9 protein-coding genes are annotated in these 15,189 nt (G+C 60.6%); 6 read left to right on the forward strand and 3 right to left on the reverse strand.

The features are described from left to right. Nucleotides 1–16 precede the first annotated feature (16 nt). The 3 genes from lysS (at nt 17) to R3F00_RS11655 (ending at nt 5,035) form a co-directional block, all read left to right on the forward strand. Nucleotides 17–1,567 carry a lysine--tRNA ligase gene (gene lysS / locus R3F00_RS11645; RefSeq protein WP_371281966.1) on the forward strand — a complete coding sequence of 517 codons (1,551 nt, stop codon included), beginning with the start codon at nt 17–19 and terminating at the stop codon, nt 1,565–1,567. Between the two features lie 206 nt (nt 1,568–1,773). Then, nucleotides 1,774–2,853 carry an HD domain-containing phosphohydrolase gene (locus R3F00_RS11650; RefSeq protein WP_371281967.1) on the forward strand — a complete coding sequence of 360 codons (1,080 nt, stop codon included), beginning with the start codon at nt 1,774–1,776 and terminating at the stop codon, nt 2,851–2,853. Between the two features lie 34 nt (nt 2,854–2,887). Beyond that, complete coding sequence (locus R3F00_RS11655) at nt 2,888–5,035, forward strand: ATP-binding protein (protein ID WP_371281968.1); 2,148 nt, start codon at nt 2,888–2,890, stop codon at nt 5,033–5,035. Between the two features lie 148 nt (nt 5,036–5,183). On the opposite strand, the gene R3F00_RS11660 is transcribed toward R3F00_RS11655, so the two are convergent. Beyond that, complete coding sequence (locus R3F00_RS11660) at nt 5,184–6,113, reverse strand: crotonase/enoyl-CoA hydratase family protein (protein WP_371281969.1); 930 nt, start codon at nt 6,111–6,113, stop codon at nt 5,184–5,186. 346 nt (nt 6,114–6,459) lie between these two features. On the opposite strand from R3F00_RS11660, the gene R3F00_RS11665 reads away from it, so the two are divergent. Beyond that, nucleotides 6,460–6,822: a PilZ domain-containing protein gene (locus R3F00_RS11665; protein WP_371281970.1), complete on the forward strand. Its 363-nt coding sequence runs from the start codon at nt 6,460–6,462 to the stop codon at nt 6,820–6,822. Nucleotides 6,823–6,864: 42 nt separating this feature from the next. Here the strand turns inward: R3F00_RS11665 and R3F00_RS11670 are convergent, their stop codons facing one another. After that, a complete protein-coding gene (locus R3F00_RS11670; RefSeq protein ID WP_371281971.1) occupies nt 6,865–8,553 on the reverse strand; it encodes an AMP-binding protein in 1,689 nt (562 codons plus the stop codon). Between the two features lie 187 nt (nt 8,554–8,740). Between R3F00_RS11670 and R3F00_RS11675 the strand changes: the two genes are divergently transcribed. After that, the gene (locus tag R3F00_RS11675) at nt 8,741–9,223 is read left to right on the forward strand and encodes a nuclear transport factor 2 family protein (RefSeq protein WP_371281972.1); all 483 of its coding nucleotides are present in this window, start codon (nt 8,741–8,743) and stop codon (nt 9,221–9,223) included. A gap of 150 nt (nt 9,224–9,373) precedes the next feature. Here R3F00_RS11675 and acnA read toward each other — a convergent pair whose 3' ends face one another. Continuing rightward, complete coding sequence (gene acnA / locus R3F00_RS11680) at nt 9,374–12,112, reverse strand: aconitate hydratase AcnA (protein WP_371281973.1); 2,739 nt, start codon at nt 12,110–12,112, stop codon at nt 9,374–9,376. 332 nt (nt 12,113–12,444) lie between these two features. On the opposite strand from acnA, the gene acnB reads away from it, so the two are divergent. After that, nucleotides 12,445–15,030, forward strand: a complete 2,586-nt coding sequence (gene acnB, locus R3F00_RS11685; protein WP_371281974.1) for a bifunctional aconitate hydratase 2/2-methylisocitrate dehydratase — start codon at nt 12,445–12,447, stop codon at nt 15,028–15,030. The last annotated feature ends 159 nt before the right edge of the window (nt 15,031–15,189 follow it).

Consider the following 15,189-nt stretch of genomic DNA (forward strand, 5'->3'; position numbering starts at 1 on the left):
TCAGCGAGTGACGTTCATGACGGCAGACTCCAGTCCCGACCCGCAAGCCAGCACCCGGAACGACACCGGCAAGCCGGTCGACGAGAACAAGCTGATTGGTGAACGACGCGAAAAGCTGCGTGGATTGCGCGAGTCCGGGAATGCCTACCCGAACGACTTTCGTATCGATGCATTCGCCGGCGACCTGCAGTCGGAATACGCGGATGCCGAAAAATGGAGTGCGGAAGCGCTGGCAGCGGATGCCCGCCGCGTACGCGTGGCCGGGCGCATCCTGGCACGTCGAATCATGGGCAAGGCCAGCTTCGTCCAGATTCAGGACATGCGCGGTCAGATCCAGTTGTTCCTGCAGGGTTCGGTGCTCGGTGAAACCTACGACGCATTCAAGGGCTGGGACATCGGCGACATTGTCGGTGCCGAAGGCGAACTGATGCGCACGCGCACGGGTGAACTTTCGATCAAGGTCGATGTGCTGCGCCTGCTGACCAAATCACTGCGTCCGCTGCCCGACAAGTGGCACGGTCTCTCCGATATCGAGCAACGCTACCGCCAGCGCTACGTGGACCTGATCGTTACACCCGAGGCGAGGGAAGCGTTCGTGCTGCGATCGCGTGCCATCGGCTTCATGCGCCAATGGCTGGAAGCGGCGCCGCGACGGTTCATGGAAGTCGAGACGCCGATGATGCATGTGATACCGGGAGGGGCGACAGCGCGCCCGTTCGTCACGCATCACAACGCGCTCGATCTGGAGCTGTACCTGCGTGTCGCTCCCGAGTTGTACCTCAAGCGCCTGGTTGTCGGCGGCTTCGAGCGGGTTTACGAAATCAACCGCAATTTCCGCAACGAAGGCGTATCCACTCGGCACAATCCCGAGTTCACGATGCTCGAGTTGTACCAGGCCTATGCCAGCTACATCGAGATCATGGACATTACCGAAGCGCTGCTTCGGGAAACGGCACGGGCCACGCTCGGCCGCACCGCGCTGACCTGGGAAGGTCGGGATATCGATCTCGGCCCCGCGTTCAGTCGCCGCCGCATGGACGATGCGGTGCTCGAGCACAATCCCGAAATCCGGCGCGAGCACCTTCGCGACCGGTCGATCATGGCAGGTCACTGCGAGCGGCTTCGCATACTGGTCAAGCCGTCATATGGATGGGGCAAGATGCTGCTCGAAATTTTCGAGCAGACAGTGGAGCCGAGTCTCGTCCAGCCCACATTCATTACGGCCCATCCAGTGGAAGTATCGCCGCTGGCTCGCGAATGCGACAGTGAGCCGGGTATCACCGATCGATTCGAGCTGTTCATTGGCGGCAAGGAGATCGCCAACGGCTTCTCGGAGCTCAATGATCCCGAGGATCAGGCGGCCAGGTTCCAGGCGCAGGTTGATGCGCTTGCGGGCGGCGACGATGAAGCCATGCACTTTGACGCCGATTACATTCGTGCCCTCGAGTACGGATTGCCGCCAACCGGCGGGCTCGGCGTCGGTATCGATCGCTTTGTCATGCTGCTGGCGGACGTTGCCTCGATCCGCGACGTACTCCTGTTTCCCTACATGCGGCCACAATCCTGATCGAAGCGGCTTTCGCGGCGGCGCCCTGCGGTGCCTGTGAAGGCGGTCGCATTACTTGCCGGAAACGTTCGAAATAAGGTTGGTTTGGCGTCCAGTGTGGTAGCCTTCTGTACTTGATGACCTGAGCCGGTTTCCTTCGAACCAGTGCCGCTCATGGCGTGCTGCAGCCGGTTTCCCGAGGGCGCACGCAAAGCACTCGAAACCCGTTGCTCCGGACCAGTGGAGAATGCGGCGTGAACGTTCTAATTGTGGATGACCAGCCCTCCGCGAGGACCATGCTTCGACATGTTGTCGAAGGCATTGGCCCTGTTGTGCATGTGTCCGATTTTGGCAATCCCATCGACGCGCTGCATTGGTCCGAAAGCAACAACACCGACCTGCTCCTGCTGGACTACCGCATGCCGGAAATGGACGGGCTGGAATTCGCACGTCGCTTCCGGCGTCCGATGTCGCGGCGAGACATACCGATCATCCTGATCAGCGTTGTCGGCGACGAGCCGGTGCGCCAGGCTGCGCTCGATGCAGGTGTCATCGACTTCCTGGTCAAGCCGGTTCGCCCGCGCGAGCTTCGTTCGCGCTGCAAGAACCTGCTCCAGATACGGCGTCAGGGCGAGTCGGTCAAGGAGCGCGCCAGATCGCTTGAACAGAAGGTTCTGGAGGGTGTGCAGGAAGTCGAGCAGCGCGAACGCGAAATGCTGTTCCGCCTGGCCAAGGCGATCGAATACAGGGACTTTGGAACAGGCGTGCATCTGTTGAGAATGGCCCGGTATTCGGAGATCATCGCCGAAGACATGGGCATGTCCGAGGAAGAGGTCCGTACCCTCACGCTTGCCGCGCCCTTGCACGATATCGGCAAGATCGGTGTGCCGGATTCCATCCTGCTCAAGCGCGGTAGCCTGGATGACGAAGAAATGGCGGCGATGCGCAAGCATCCGCTGATTGGCTACGAGATCCTTCGGGACAGCCAGAGTCGCTTCGTGCAGACGGGTGCGCAGATCGCCTTGCGCCACCACGAGCGCTGGGATGGGAGCGGCTATCCGGATGGACTCAAGGGGGAGCAGATCCCGTTGAATGCCCGGATCGTCGCTATCGCCGACGTTTTCGATGCGCTGACATCCGAGCGCCCCTACAAGCGGGCATGGAGCAACGACGAGGCGTTCAGCTACCTGACTGAGCACGCTGGCACGTTATTTGATAGTGCCTGTGTGAAGGTCTTGCTGGCGAACAAGGTGCGAATAGCCGAAATCCAGCAAGCCAAGTTGGCACCACAGGGTTTCGGGCTGTAGGAGTCCGCTCTATGTGCCGATGGAGATGGCCGCTATGAGATCAACGCTGGACTGGCTGCGAAGCCGATTCGAGAACCGCCCCGACAGCGAGCACGGTCAGGCCTTTGTCCGGCTCGCTATTGTCGGGGTCTGGCTGATCTACCTGCTTGGCGCCGCTTCGGCGCATGGATTGAGCGGTCCGACCCTGCCAGTCGCGATGCTGATCCTGCTGGTGGAGACCTGCGTCGGAACGGCCATCATCGTTCACATCGGCTTCTATCCGGGCGTTTCGCATGTGCGTCGCTGGATAGGCATGATTCTCGACTACTCGGCCATGGGTGCCATGATGACCCTGGGGCCGCAGCTTGCTCCGCTCTATGTCATCTACCTCTGGGTGACGATCGGCAACGGCTTGCGCTATGGGCCGCGCTTTCTTTTCGCTGCGGTCTGTCTGGCCGTGGCGTCATTCCTGTACGTCATTCTCAGCACCCCGTACTGGCAGGAAAACGGGCCGCTGGCCTGGGGATTGCTCGGCGGTCTGATACTGATTCCTGGATACCTCACCTCCCTGCTGCGCGCTCTGACCAGAGCCACGGCCGAAGCGCGCCGGGCCAATGAGGCCAAGAGCGTGTTCGTCGCCAACATGAGTCATGAATTTCGCACGCCGCTGAATGGCATTGCCGGCATGACCGAACTGTTGGCAACGACCCGCCTCAGCAAGGAGCAGCTTGAGTTTGTCGAGGTCATGCAGGCGTCGGCGCGGTCCCTGCTGACCCTGATCGAAGATGTGCTGGACATCTCCAAGATCGAGTCCGGAAAGCTCAAGCAGACTGTCAGCGACTTTCACCTTGCGGACCTGCTGCGCAGTGTCCAGTTGATTTCGCAACCTGCAGCCCTGAACAAGGGGCTCGGATTCGAGATCAGGGTTGCAGATGACGTGCCCGACAATCTGAGCGGTGATGTCGACCATCTGCGGCAGATTCTGATCAATCTTGTATCCAATGCGGTCAAATTCACCGAAAACGGGCAGGTTTCCGTCGAGGTTGGCCTGAACGGTGTGCCTTCCCAGGGCCGTATTCCTCTGCGCTTTTCGATTCGGGATTCCGGCATCGGCATTCCGGTGGAAGCGCAGAGTCGAATTTTCGGCGCGTTCGAACAAGCCGAACGTGGTCATTCGCGCAAGTTTGGCGGCACTGGCCTGGGCACGACCATTGCGAAGTCGCTGACCGAGCTTCTTGGTGGCAAGATCGGCTTCGAAAGTTCGCCAGGGCAGGGATCCCACTTCTGGGTAGACCTCACGCTGAGTGCCGGCGCCAATGTTGCGCGGGCTAGTCTGTCCGAAGTGGGCAGTGGCGGCGAAAACGTCATTGCCTTCAGCGACCCGTTTGTCCGGCATCGCGCCCGGGTACGGTCGCTCAGGATACTCGTGGCGGATGATCAGCAGGCGAATCTCACCGTGCTTACCAGGATGCTGGAAAAGGCCGGCCATCGCGTCGTTGAAGCCTCCAGCGGCGATGAGGTTCTGGATGCCATCGAGGTCGACCAGTTCGATCTCGCCATCATTGATCTCCACATGCCTGGACTCAGTGGCATCGATACCATCAAGCAGGCTCGCGTCATGCAGACTTCGGGCGACCGAACCCCGTTCGTGATTCTAAGCGCTGATGCGACTGCCGAAACGATGAGGGACGCCGAGCGTGCGGGCGCACGTGGCTTCCTGACCAAGCCCGTATCCATCGCAAAATTGCTTGACACCCTGGCCGAGGTGTCGGTCGGGACATCGTCCACCATGCTCAACTCGACAGGCATGCCGGACAGTGGCAGCGACGACACCGTGATTTCAAAAAAGGTATTGGAGGAGCTGGAAGACCTTCAGCTCGGTGACCAGTTTCTCCAGGTTTTCGTGGATGAATGCGTCCGCGATTCGGTCCGATGCATCGCGGAAGTCGAGAAGCTGGCCAACGCCGAGAAATGGGACCTTTTTCGCGATCAGTGCCATGCGTTGAAGGGAGTTGCGGAGAACATGGGCGCGGTGCTGCTGGCCAAGGCGGCCAGCGACTCGATGCGTCTGGGAAACTGGGAGCTGGCCAGAGACTGGCGGCTCTCGGTAGAGGATCTGACCATCCAGCTTGACCGGGTCCGATCAGCGTTGAAGACTTCTGGCGCCTCCAAGGCCAGGGAGAGTGAGCCCGAACGCCATTGATTGGCGACTCGGTACGCCAGCGGAAAAGCCGACACCAGGCCAACCCCAGTTCGAGAGGAGCGGCCTCGATCGACCATGCATGCGCAATGTCTGCGCATTCACGAAGAGCGTCTTCTATTGCCGCTGCTGCCGTATCGGAGCCGCCTTGTCAGAGCGCCGCGACATTTCGCTGGGCGGCATTCTCCGGCACGGGCGCAGGAGCGCTCACCCCGCGTTTTTCCTGGGCACGAACCAGCCTTTCCATCGTGCGCAGTGATTTTTCGCCGAGCTGGAGAGCCGTATCAACCCATACCTCGGTTATTTGCATCAACTCGATGAGATTCACGGGCTGTGCTATTTCGCGAACCCGATTCATGGCACTGCGCGCATGTGCAATCCGCTGGTTTCGGCGAATGAATTCGTGCGTGGCTTGCACGCCTTCTCCACGCGGCACCAGAATATCGACGATTCCCATCTTGTGCAGTTCTTCGCTCGCGTATACCGCGCCATTGAGCATCATTTCCTCCGCCACTTTTGGCGCGATCCGCTTGCACAGGAACGAGTAGGCGCCCATCCCCGGGAACAGGTCGAACAACACTTCGGGAAAGCCCATGCCGATGCCTTCTTCGGCAATGATGGTCTGGCAGGAAAGTGCCGCCTCGAATCCGCCACCGAGCGCATCGCCCTGCACCAGGGCTATGGTGTGCGCGTTCCGATTCAGATGCGCGTGGAACGCGTATATACCCTCAACGCACTGCCGCGCATAGGCGAGCAGATGCTCTCGATTGCGCTCGCGGATGAGACGGCAGAAGAGGTTGAGATCTCCACCCAGGTTGAAAACATCCGCGTCCGAGGCAAGGACGACATGGGCGATGCGCGAATCCGGCCTTGCGGCAATGGTTGTCAGCCTATCAGCCGTGCGCTTCTGGAACTCGCGAATCTCGCGAATGAGTTGTGGTGAAAAGCAGGCCCGGTAGCCATTCGCCAACGCAGAGCGCCGAGAGTGCATGAAGCACCAGTGCGTATTTTCGGAAAGATCTTCCTGCGAGCGGAGCAGGCTGCTGTCTTGGTTGTGGCGGACGAGCTCTAATGCGGTCATGGTGGCAATTCCTTCAGGGTGGAGCCGCCTACCGGGTCGCGCGGGAAGAGCGGCATGTGCTCAACACCAATTTGCATTCGGACTGGAAGGCAAATGCGACCAAATTCAGTCTAGCTTAATAATTGACATAGGCCGACAAAACCGGTAGTCACATTTTGTGACGCAAGTCACACTATTTCGAGGTCAATTTTGGGGAACTGCTCGCGTTTGGGTTCATCAGTCTTGTTTGGCGCGATTTGTGCTGGTGACCTGTCGGAGTTCCCCGGCAGGGCTCTCGCTGCATGCCTCATGTCAGCGGTCGTGCCGAGGCGAGGGTCAGGAAGCACGGTTTCAACGAGGGGGTGGCATGAGTGATGATTCGGCGGAGCAGTATTCGCGACATGCGCGAATGCCCATCCGATCCATTGTCCTGATCAGCATGGGCCCGCTGTCATGGGTTACCGAGGTCGAGAACATCTCGGCTACGGGGCTGCTTGCGCAGCGACCCAGCGAATGGAATGCCAATGCGGGCGAACGTTGCGTGCTTGACTTGCTTGTCGGTGACGACCTGCATATCCATCTCGAAGCCAACGTGAGCCGCCTGACGCCGAATCACGTCGCATTTGCCTATACGAATATCCCGGAAGACAAGGAACACGCGCTCTGGGGATTGCTCGGTCAGTATGCCGACCATGTGGACAAGCCCGTCCAGGCGGACGAGCAGGACTGATTTCAGGCTCGCAGAGCCGGCTTGCCGGACATCTGCCGGAGCTCAGCTCGGCGCAACGGGTGCATCCCTCAATTCGCGCCGCAGGATCTTGCCCACGTTGGTCTTTGGCAACGATTCGCGGAACTCGATGATTTTCGGCTGCTTGTAGCCCGTCAATTCCTTGCGGCAATGCGCGCGAACTGCCGACTCGGTGATGGCAGGGTCCTTCCTGACAATGACCAGCTTGACCACCTCACCCGATTTTTCATCGGGAACGCCGATCGCGGCAACTTCAAGTATCCCCGGCATGGATGCGACGACGTCTTCGATCTCGTTCGGATACACATTGAAACCCGAAACCAGAATCATGTCCTTCTTGCGATCGACGATATAGAAGAATCCGTTTTCATCCATCCTGGCGATATCACCGGTATGCAGCCAGCCATCGGCATCAATGATCTTTGCGGTCTCTTCCTCGCGGTTCCAGTAGCCCTTCATCACCTGCGGGCCGCGTACGCAAAGCTCGCCGATTTCACCGACAGGTAGAATCTGGCCGCTGTCGCTCTGGATATTCACCTCGGTCGACGGGATTGGCAGGCCGATCGAGCCGTTGTATTCGGTAATGCCGAGAGGATTGATGCAAACCGCGGGTGAGGTTTCGGTCAGGCCGTATGCTTCAGCCAGGGTGGAGCCGGTGACCTTTTGCCAGCGCTCCGCAACCGAGCGCTGTACCGCCATGCCGCCACCCAGGGTCATGCGCAGGTTGGAAAAGTCGAGCTGGTCAAAGCCTGGCGTATTCAGCAGGCCGTTGAACAGCGTGTTCACGCCAGTGATGCTGGTATAGCGGGTACGGCCCAGTTCGGCGACGAAGCCGGGCATGTCGCGCGGATTGGTGATCAGGTGATTGAGGCCGCCGATCTTCATGAAGGTCAGGCAATTCGCCGTCAATGCGAAGATATGGTAGAGCGGCAAGGCAGTCACGATGACTTCTTCGCCCTCGGTCATGCCGCCGCTGATCCATGCGCTGGCCTGCTGCATGTTGGCGATCATGTTGCGATGGGTGAGCATCGCGCCCTTGGCGACACCGGTGGTACCGCCGGTGTATTGCAGGAAGGCGATATCCGAGGTTGCAACATCGGCTTTCGGAAGCGTCTTGCCCTTGCCGCGGCCCAACGCATCCTTGAATCGAATGGCACCATCGATGGAAAACGGGGGAACCATTTTCTTGACGTGGCGGACGACGAAATTGGTGATCAGGGATTTCGGAAAGCCGAGCATGTCACCCAGCCCACTGGTGATCACATGCTTGACCGGTGTCTCCTTGATCACTTCCGAAACGGTGTGGGCGAAATTGTCGAGGACGAGGATCGCCTTGGCGCCGGAATCCTCAAGTTGATGCCTGAGTTCGCGGGCGGTGTACATCGGATTCGTGTTGACCACGACCATGCCGGCACGCAGTGCGCCGCAAATCGCAATCGGATACTGCAGCACGTTCGGCAGCATCATTGCGATGCGGTCGCCCTTCTCGCATTTCAGGTCATTGACCAGGAAGCTCGCGAACTGCCGGCTCAGTTGCTCCAGCTCCCCGTAGCTGATCGTTCTTCCCATGTTGGAGAACGCAGGTCGATGCTCGAATCGGGTAAAACAGTTCTCCAGCAGCGCGACAATGGACGGAAATTCCTCCATATCGATTTCCGCAGGGACGCCTTTCGGATAGTTGTCCAACCAGGGACGGTTATTGCTGCTTGACATGTATCCTCCGGGGTCGCACCCGAGGGTGCAGGAAATGGCACTGCCGATCCGAGTCCACTGCCGTCCGGACCGTACGCAGGCGGATAGAGCGTGATTGCAACACAAGGCACAAACTGGCAGCAAGGCGCACTGCAGCGCGACATGAGCGAAATCCTCGAGGGTCCATGATCAAGGAGCAGCGAGAACGATGATGACGATGATTCGGCTATTTTCCGGGCCGGCAGCCGAATTGACGGGCCGCTGGCGGTATCTGGTCTCCTGCTTGGCCATGCTGATGGCCCTGGTCGGCTGCGCGCGCCCTTCGGACGAGCAGCAGATCCGTAACGCAATGGCGGAAATGCAGACCGCAATGGAAGCGGGCGATCCCGCAGGGTTCATGCAACATGTCGCAGAAGACTTCACGGGCGGAAACGGGGAATTCGACCGGAATGCCTTGCACAACCTGCTGCGCGCCCAGGTGCTGGCAAACTCGCGAATCGGCATCAGCACGGGGCCGATCGACGTCGAATTGCACGGCGATCGCGCCACTGCCTCGCTTTCAGTGACGCTGTTGGGCGGCAGCGGGCGCTGGATTCCGGAACGCGGATCGGTCCATCAGATCATCAGCGGCTGGCGCAAGCAGGAGGGCGACTGGCTGTGCATCAGCGCGCAATGGGAGCGCGCCCTCTAGTCGGGCAGCGAGCCGGTTGCGCCTCCCGCAAGGAAAATGATCGGGATGCCCCGATTTGATGGCGATTGATGGCATGGGCCTTGGTCAAATTGCCAGCTCCCTGGCAAGAAGCGGGTGCCCATCGACACCCGCAGATGCGGAGAGTGGCCGTCAGGCGGATTTTTCCGTTTGCGCGAGCTGACGCAGCACGTAGGGCAGGATGCCGCCATGACGGAAGAAGTCACGTTCCTTGGGCGTCGCCAGCAGGATGTCGACCTTGAATTCCTTGCTGCTGCCGTCTTTCGCCGTGGCGACCACACGGGCTTCGCGTGCCCTGGCATCGTCCAGTCCGAGCAAATCGAAGGTTTCGCGACCGCTCAGGCCCAGTGACTTTGCATTTTCGCCAGGCTTGAACTGGCATGGCAGGACGCCCATGCCGACCAGATTCGAGCGATGAATGCGCTCGTAGCTCTCGGCAATGACCGCCTTCACGCCGAGCAGGAGGGTGCCCTTGGCGGCCCAGTCACGCGAGGAACCGGTCCCGTATTCCTTGCCGGCGATCACGATCAGTGGCGTCTTTTCGGCCTTGTATTTCATCGCCGCATCGTAGATCGGCATTTCCTTGCCGGAGGGCATGTGCTCGGTGAATCCGCCTTCGACGCCATCCAGAAGCAGATTCTTGATGCGGATGTTGGCAAAGGTACCGCGCACCATGACGTCATCGTTGCCGCGTCGCGATCCGTAGGAATTGAAGTCTTTCGGTTGCACGCCGTGCTCGATCAGGTAGCGTCCCGCCGGTGAATCCTTCTTGATCGATCCTGCCGGGGAAATGTGATCGGTGGTGATCGAGTCACCGAACAGCCCGAGCACGCTGGCGCCGTGGATATCCTCGACCTTGGCCACGTCCATGGTCATGCCGTCGAAGTAGGGCGGATTCTTGATGTAGGTCGAGTCACTCCAGGCGTACTGGTTGCCGTCCGGCGAGGCGATATGGTTCCAGCGCGAATCGCCCTTGAACACGTCGGCGTAGTTGTCCTTGAACATTTCCGGGTTGATGGCGCCGGCAATGGTGTCGCTGACCTCCTTGTTGGACGGCCAGATATCCTTCAGGTAGACGGGCTGGCCGTCCCTGCCGGCGCCGAGCGGATCGGTTTCGAGATTGATGTCGATGGTGCCGGCGAGGGCATAGGCCACGACCAGTGGCGGCGATGCCAGGTAATTCATCTTGACTTCGGGATGCACCCGGCCCTCGAAGTTGCGGTTCCCGGACAGCACCGAAGCGACCGCGAGGTCGCCCTCCGCAATTTCCTTGCTGATTTCCGCGGGCAGCGGGCCGGAGTTTCCGATGCAGGTCGTGCAGCCGTAGCCGACGATGTAGAAGCCGACCTTTTCGAGTTCATGCAGGAGTCCGGTCTTCTTCAGATAGTCGGTGACCACCAGCGAGCCGGGTCCGATCGAGGGCTTGACCCAGGGCTGGCTGTTCAGTCCGCGCGCTGCCGCCTTCTTGGCCAGCAGACCGGCAGCCAGCATCACGGCCGGATTGGACGTGTTCGTGCAAGAGGTGATCGCCGCGATGACGACGGCTCCGTCACGCAAGGGTGCCTTCGGTACATGAGGGCCCGTTGCGCAGGCGCTGGAGTCGTGGCCTACGGCAGTCGAGCCGCCTTCACCTTCGAAGCGGTCGACCGTGACTTCTCGCGGCTTGCGGCCGACGGTGAGGCCGGCCAGCGCTGCCTCGAAACTGGCCTGCATGTCGCCGAGCAGGACCCGATCCTGCGGGCGCTTGGGTCCGGCCATGGAGGGCCGGACATCGGCCAGGTCCAGTTCCATGGTCGAGCTGAACTCGGCGTGTGGCGTTGCGTCGTCGTGCCAGAGCTGCTGGGCTTTCGCATAGGCCTCGACCAGGGCGATCTGCTCTTCGCTGCGGCCGGAAAGGCGCAGATAACTGATCGATTCGGCGTCTACCGGGAAGATGCCGCAGGTTGCGCCGTATTCTGGAGCCATATTCGCAATCGTGGCGCGATCGGCCAGCGGCAGGTGCTTGAGGCCGCTGCCGAAAAATTCGACGAACTTGCCGACTACGCCGTGCTTGCGCAGCATCTGGGTCACGGTCAAGACCAGATCCGTCGCGGTCACGCCCTCGCCGAGCTTGCCGGTCAGCTTGAAGCCGACAACCTGCGGAATCAGCATCGACGAAGGTTGCCCGAGCATCGCTGCCTCGGCCTCGATGCCGCCGACTCCCCAACCGAGCACGCCGAGGCCATTGATCATGGTGGTGTGGGAATCGGTGCCGAAGACCGTGTCGGGGAACGCCCATTCGGTACCGTTCTTCGTTGCCGTCATGACGACCCTGGCCAGATGCTCGAGGTTGACCTGGTGCACGATACCGGTACGCGGTGGCACGACCTTGAAATTGTTGAATGCCTTCTGGCCCCAGCGCAGGAACGAGTAGCGCTCCTGGTTGCGCTCGAACTCGATTTCGACGTTCTCGTCGAGCGAATGCACCGAGCCGAATGAGTCGACCTGCACGGAATGGTCGATGACAAGCTCTGCAGGCGCCAGCGGGTTGATCAGGGTGGGATCGCCGCCCAGGGCGACCATGGCGTCGCGCATGGCCGCCAGATCGACAACGCAGGGCACGCCGGTAAAGTCCTGCAGGACGACGCGGGCCGGCATGAAGGAGATCTCGGTCGCCGGTTCGGCCTTGGCCTCCCAGTTGGCAACGGCCTTGATCTCCTTCTCGGTCACATCGACGCCATCTTCGTGACGCAGCAGGTTCTCGAGCAGGATCTTCATGGAGTAAGGCAGTTTCGCCAGGTCGAACTGCTTGCCCAGGCGGGCCAGACTTGCGTATCGGTACTTCCGGCCATTGATCTCGAGCGTGTCGTGGGTCGAAAAGCTGTCGTTCATGGCGATACTCCTGGCAAGAATGGGGCTTGGGGGTCCGAGCGGCTCCCGACGTATCTATCCTAGCGCGAAGCGCAAGCCGGAGGATTGCAGGCACATTAAGTTCGCCTGGATGCGAACGGGCTGTAGCGGTTTCCGGCCTTGAATGGACCCGCATTTCATTGCGGCCAATCAGTCAAAAAGTTAACATGAACGGCTGCCCTGCACCGTTTGCCAACCGCTGTTCGGCTTCCGTCGGGGATCCGCCCGAACGCCCGCACCACTGACGCAGCGCGAGTGCCTGCAGGTTGTACACCGCGCTGTTCGCCACGCCTACAACCAAGGATTGAGACCTCATGCTTTCGACCTATCGCCAACATGTCGCTGAGCGCGCCGCGCTGGGCATTCCGCCGCTTCCGCTTTCGGCCCGGCAGACAGCCGAGGTGATCGAGCTGCTCAAGGCGCCTGCGCCGGAAGAAGGCGAATTCCTGCTTGAACTGATCACCCACCGGGTTCCGGCGGGCGTGGATGATGCGGCCAAGGTCAAGGCATCCTGGCTGGCGGCGTTGGCGTTTGGTACGGAATCCTGTGTCCTGATCACACCTGAGCGCGCGACCGAGCTGCTGGGCACCATGCTCGGTGGTTACAACATCCACCCGCTAGTCGAATTGCTCGACCATGCCAGCCTGGCGCCGATCGCCGCCGATGCGCTGAAGAACACCCTGCTGATGTTTGACGCTTTCCACGACGTCAAGGAGAAGGCCGACAAGGGCAACACGAATGCGCGCGCCGTGATCCAGAGCTGGGCCGATGCGGAATGGTTCACCAGCCGCCCCGAATTGCCCGAGTCGATGACGGTCACGGTGTTCAAGGTCAGCGGCGAGACCAATACCGATGACCTGTCGCCAGCGCCGGATGCAACCACGCGCCCGGACATTCCCTTGCATGCACTCGCCATGCTCAAGAACAAGCGCGAAGGCATCACACCTGAAGAAGATGGAAAGCGCGGGCCGGTCGCATTCATCGAGGCACTGAGGGAGAAGGGCCATCTGGTCGCCTATGTCGGCGATGTGGTCGGCACCGGCAGCAGCCGCAAGTCGGCGACCAACTCGGTGCTGTGGTTCACCGGCGAAGACATTCCGTTTGTGCCGAACAAGCGCTTCGGCGGCGTCTGTCTCGGCAACAAGATCGCCCCGATCTTCTACAACACCATGGAAGACTCCGGCGCCTTGCCGATCGAGCTCGACGTCAGCCAGATGAACATGGGCGATGTCATCGAATTGCGACCGTATGAGGGCAAGGCATTGAAGGACGGCAAGGTCATTGCCGAGTTCAAGGTCAAGTCGGAAGTATTGTTCGACGAGGTCCGCGCTGGCGGACGCATTCCGCTGATCATCGGTCGCGGTCTGACCACCCGCGCCCGTGAGTCGCTCGGCCTCGGGCCTTCGGACCTGTTCCGCCTGCCCGAAAACCCGCCCGGGAGCAGCAAGGGGTTCACCCTGGCGCAGAAGATGGTGGGTCGCGCCTGCGGACTGGCCGCAGGGCAGGGAATCCGCCCCGGCACCTATTGCGAGCCGCGCATGACCTCGGTGGGATCCCAGGACACGACCGGGCCCATGACCCGTGATGAGCTCAAGGATCTGGCCTGCCTGGGTTTCAGCGCCGATCTGGTCATGCAGTCGTTCTGCCATACCGCCGCCTATCCGAAGCCGGTTGACGTGGCCATGCATCACGACCTTCCGGAATTCATCAGCACGCGCGGCGGAATTCCGCTGCGTCCCGGCGATGGCATCATTCATTCCTGGCTCAATCGCATGCTGCTGCCGGACACGGTCGGTACCGGCGGTGACTCGCATACCCGGTTCCCGATCGGGATTTCCTTCCCGGCGGGTTCCGGCCTGGTCGCGTTTGCCGCCGCGACCGGAGTCATGCCGCTGGACATGCCCGAGTCGGTACTCGTCCGCTTCAAGGGCGAACTGCAGCCCGGCGTGACCCTGCGTGACCTGGTCAACGCGATTCCGCTATATGCGATCAAGGCGGGTTTGCTCACGGTCGAAAAGAAGGGAAAGAAGAACATCTTCTCGGGCCGCATTCTCGAAATCGAAGGCCTGCCGAACCTGAAGGTCGAGCAGGCGTTCGAACTGTCCGACGCGTCAGCCGAGCGATCGGCGGCCGGTTGCACGGTGCATCTGGACAAGGCTCCAATCATCGAATACATCACCAGCAACATCGTCATGCTGAAGTGGATGATCGCCCAGGGCTACAAGGATGTACGCAGCATCAGGCGCCGCATCGAGGCGATGCAGGCATGGCTGGCGGATCCGAAACTGATGGCGCCCGATGCCGACGCCGAATACGCCGCGGTCATCGAGATCGACCTGGCTGACGTGCACGAACCGGTTGTCGCCTGTCCGAATGATCCGGATGACGTGAAAACGCTCTCGGATGTATCGGGTGCGGTGATCGATGAGGTCTTCATCGGCTCGTGCATGACCAATATCGGTCATTTCCGCGCAGCCTCGAAGTTGCTCGAAGGCAAGCGCGACATTCCGACCAAGCTGTGGGTGGCCCCGCCCACCAAGATGGATGCGGCCGAACTGACTCGGGAAGGCCACTACGGCACCTTTGGCACCGCAGGCGCTCGCATGGAGATGCCGGGCTGTTCGCTGTGCATGGGCAACCAGGCCCAGGTGCGCGAAGGCGCAACCGTGTTTTCGACAAGCACACGAAACTTTCCGAATCGCCTTGGCAAGAATGCGAATGTCTATCTCGGCTCGGCCGAGTTGGCGGCGATCTGCTCAAGGCTGGGGCGCATACCCACTCGGGAGGAGTACATGAGGGACATGGGCGTACTGGACGCCGACAGCGACAAGATCTATCGCTACATGAACTTCGATCAGATAGAGGAATTCAACGAGGCGGCCGATTCGGTGGGTGCCTGAGATCCCAAGATGGTCCGTTTCCGCCGTAATCCGATCCGGCAGGCAGGCGGAAAAAATAGTTCAATAAGCAACTCTGGTCAGATCCTTGGGTCGCTCCGGCTCGCCCCGGAAGCGCGTTCAAGACTGCACGGCGGCGTGTTCAAGTGATTGATTGGATGG

The organism is Dokdonella sp., assembly GCF_041395345.1.
Taxonomy (GTDB): domain Bacteria; phylum Pseudomonadota; class Gammaproteobacteria; order Xanthomonadales; family Rhodanobacteraceae; genus Dokdonella.

Bases quoted from the DNA above. Each gene is read 5' to 3' on its own strand.
- lysS (WP_371281966.1), top strand. From the start codon at position 17: ATGACGGCAGACTCCAGTCCCGACCCGCAAGCCAGCACCCGGAACGAC.
- R3F00_RS11655 (WP_371281968.1), top strand. From the start codon at position 2,888: ATGAGATCAACGCTGGACTGGCTGCGAAGCCGATTCGAGAACCGCCCC.
- R3F00_RS11660 (WP_371281969.1), bottom strand. From the start codon at position 6,113: ATGACCGCATTAGAGCTCGTCCGCCACAACCAAGACAGCAGCCTGCTC.
- R3F00_RS11665 (WP_371281970.1), top strand. From the start codon at position 6,460: ATGAGTGATGATTCGGCGGAGCAGTATTCGCGACATGCGCGAATGCCC.
- R3F00_RS11670 (WP_371281971.1), bottom strand. From the start codon at position 8,553: ATGTCAAGCAGCAATAACCGTCCCTGGTTGGACAACTATCCGAAAGGC.
- R3F00_RS11675 (WP_371281972.1), top strand. From the start codon at position 8,741: ATGATGACGATGATTCGGCTATTTTCCGGGCCGGCAGCCGAATTGACG.
- acnA (WP_371281973.1), bottom strand. From the start codon at position 12,112: ATGAACGACAGCTTTTCGACCCACGACACGCTCGAGATCAATGGCCGG.
- acnB (WP_371281974.1), top strand. From the start codon at position 12,445: ATGCTTTCGACCTATCGCCAACATGTCGCTGAGCGCGCCGCGCTGGGC.